The organism is Sinomonas sp. G460-2, from assembly GCF_047759905.1.
Taxonomy (GTDB): Bacteria; Actinomycetota; Actinomycetes; order Actinomycetales; family Micrococcaceae; genus Sinomonas.
Genome location: NZ_JBKZWT010000390.1, coordinates 1 through 2954, shown reverse-complemented (window position 1 = coordinate 2954; position 2954 = coordinate 1). Strand labels below are relative to the sequence as shown.

At 70.4% G+C, this 2954-nt stretch carries 3 protein-coding genes; all 3 read right to left on the bottom strand.

The window, feature by feature from the left end:
• Positions 1-616 (bottom strand): maleylpyruvate isomerase family mycothiol-dependent enzyme (locus ACLN58_RS20270; protein WP_415857035.1); only part of this gene is annotated, 616 nt, incomplete at its 3' end.
• 1 nt (position 617) lies between these two features.
• A complete protein-coding gene (locus ACLN58_RS20265) occupies positions 618-1535 on the bottom strand; it encodes a fumarylacetoacetate hydrolase family protein (RefSeq protein WP_415857034.1) in 918 nt (305 codons plus the stop codon).
• The gene (locus ACLN58_RS20260) at positions 1532-2677 is read right to left on the bottom strand and encodes a cupin domain-containing protein (RefSeq protein WP_415857033.1); all 1146 of its coding nucleotides are present in this window, start codon (positions 2675-2677) and stop codon (positions 1532-1534) included. The genes ACLN58_RS20265 and ACLN58_RS20260 overlap by 4 nt, the downstream gene beginning before the upstream one ends.
• Positions 2678-2954: the final 277 nt, after the last annotated feature.

Sequence of the window (2954 nt, the reverse complement as noted above, 5' to 3'; positions counted from 1 at the left end):
CGCCGAGCGTCAGCCCGGCGTCCTCGCCGCCGGCAACCCGGACGGCGAGCGCGGCGATCTCTCCGCGCTTCTCCCACGCGCCCCAGATGTCGCCCAGCAGCCGTCGCAGCACGGCCGCGGGAACGCCCGCGAAGCGGGCCCCGTTGTCGAGGTCAACGGCGTGCAGCCACACCTCGCGCGTCCGCATCCACACCGTCTCGGCCACCGGCACGAGCCGGCCCTGAGCCGTTCGGACCTCGAAGTCCCAGCGGTCGGCGGGCAGATCGCGCCACTCGACGGACAGATGAATGGCGGAGTGGTCGAACAGGTTCTGCAGCGCGACCGGCGGGAGCGTAGCGCCGAACTCGATCTCGGCGTTCCGCGCCGCGGGTGAGGAGTACATCGGCGTCTCGACCCCGGTCGCGGCCCACTCGACGAGCCGCGCGACGGCCCGCGCGTTGTAGCCCACATGGGCTATCACGTGGCGGCGGGTCCACCCTGGCAGGAGCGAGGGCCCGTCGAGATCCCCGTACGAGAGCTCGCTGAGCTTGCGCGCGAAGAACGCCGTGCCGCGCCGGGCCGTGAGCAGCCCGGCGCGAACCTCCGCGTCCTCGACCAGGTCATACCGCGCGACCACGTCAGGCCCGGGCTTCCCGTGCCGCGCCCGCCGCCGCAACCGCGGGAAGCTCGACGCCGGCCGGCGCCACCCCGGGCAGCTCGCCCTGGGCGCGGGCCACGTTGCGCAGCTCGCCGATGCCCGCGATCGCGACCGTGACTGTCTGGCCGTCCGTGATGTACACCTCTGGCTTGCGCGCGCGGCCCACGCCACCGGTCGTGCCGGTGAGGATGAGGTCACCGGGGTTGAGCGTGATCATCTCCGAGATGTAGGAAACGAGGTACTCGGGCCCATGCACGAGGTCCCCGATCGAGCCGCGCTGCATCTCGGCCCCGTCCACGTGAGTGGTGATCGGGGCGTTGCGGTCGAGTTCCTCCGGCGTGACCATGACCGGGCCAACCGGGGTCGACGCCTCCCAGAGCTTGCCCTGGAGCCACTCCTTGGTGCGGAACTGGTACGAGCGCATCGAGATGTCGTTCGCGACGGTGAACCCCGCGATGTACTCCCCCGCCTCGGCCTCGGACACGCGGCGGGCGCGCTTGCCGACGACGACGACGAGCTCGGCTTCCCAGTCGATGGCCGGATCCGCGGCGGGCAGCTCGACGTCGTCGTTCGGGCCGGTGAGCGTCTCGGCGAACTTCGCGAACAGCGTCGGGTACTGCGGCAGCTCACGGCCCATCTCCTGGATGTGGCTTGCGTAGTTCAGGCCGACGCACAGGACCTTCGACGGCGAAGGGACCACGGGCGCGAGGTCCGCGCCGCGCACGGGGTGAGCGGCGCCGTCGGCCGCTTGCGCGATCTCCCGCCAGCCCTCGGCGGCGAGCAGCGCGCCCAGGTCACCGTAGCCGGGGATCTCCACGAACGTGTCGCCGTCCTGGCGGACGGCTACGGTTTCTGCAGCCGCCCCGCCAGAGGGCAGGCGCAGGGTCGCGAGCTTCACTGATTCTTCTCCTTCATTGGGGTGTCTCCTTCGATGAACGTGCGGTTGAAGTGGAGGCGCTCGAAGATCGGCGCGTCGCCGAACTTGAAGAGGTCGAACTGCGTCTCAGCCTCGATGGACCACGCGGCCCACGACGGGACGACGATCATGTCGCCCTTGCCCACGGCCGTGCGCTCGCCGTCGAGCACGAACGCGCCCTCGCCCTCGAAGACCTGGTAGACGGCCGAGCCGACCTCGCGCGTGGTGCGGGTCTGGACGCCGGCGCGGAGGCGGTGGAACTCGGCCCGGATGGTCGGCATGACGTCCCCGCCCGTGGTCGGGTTGACGTAGCGGATCGCGGCGTGGCCCTGGCCCACGGTCGCGGGGTGGCCCTCGTCCTCGAGGGCAAGCTGCTCGGTGAGCGCGCGGTCGGTGTGCTCCCAGCGGTACGCGCCGATCGGCGAGCTCACGGTGTTCTCGAGTCGGGACAGCGGGCGCAGGCCCGGGTGGCTCCACAGGCGCTCGGAGCGGGAGATGTCCGGAGTCGCCTCGTCCGTGACGCGCTCGGTGCCGAACTCGAAGAAGCCCGCGTCCATGCCGTGCACGAACGGGATGTCGAGGCCGTCGATCCACGCCATGGGCTTCTCGGTCTCGTTGTGGTGGCCATGGAAGTTCCAGCCCGGCGTCAGGAGGAAATCGCCCCTGCTCATGCGGACCGGGTCGCCGTTGACCACGGTCCAGACGCCCTCGCCCTCGACCACGAAGCGGAACGCGTTCTGCGAGTGGCGGTGCTCGGGGGCCACCTCATGCCCACCGAGGTACTGGATCGCGGCCCAGAGTGTCGGGGTCGCGTACGGGAGGCCTTTCAGGCCGGGGTTCGCGAGCGCGATCGCGCGCCGCTCCCCGCCGCGGCCCACCGGCACGAGCTGCCCGGCGCGCTCGGCGAGCGGCAGGAGCGTGCTCCAGCGCCACACATGCGGCACCGCGGCAGGGCTCGGGACCATGGGCATGAGCTCGTCGAGCTGCGTCCAGAACGGGATCATGTTCTCCCGCGCCATGGTCGCGTACATGGACTCGAGCTCCGCCGCCTCCTCGGGCGTGGGCTCGCTCGCGACCATCGCGTTGTGGGCGCTCGCGTGGGTGACCTCACCGTCGATGCTCATCGTGGCCTCCTTGCCATTCCTCGTTGTGATGTGTGCGTCACCCTCGAGACTGCGGGGCCACGGCCGCGCGAGCCAAGGAGATTCCGCACGCCAGAATTTCCAGCCACCGTTCAGGGGTCACCTCCCGCGGGTCCCTCCCCGTTCAGGGGTCACCTCCCGCGGGTTCCCACCCACCGAAGGTGACCCTTGAAGGAGATTCCGCCCTCAAGAATCTCGTTGTTCTGCTGGGCGGAAGCTTCACATCCTGAATTGCATGTCACAGCTTTCCTTCACCACC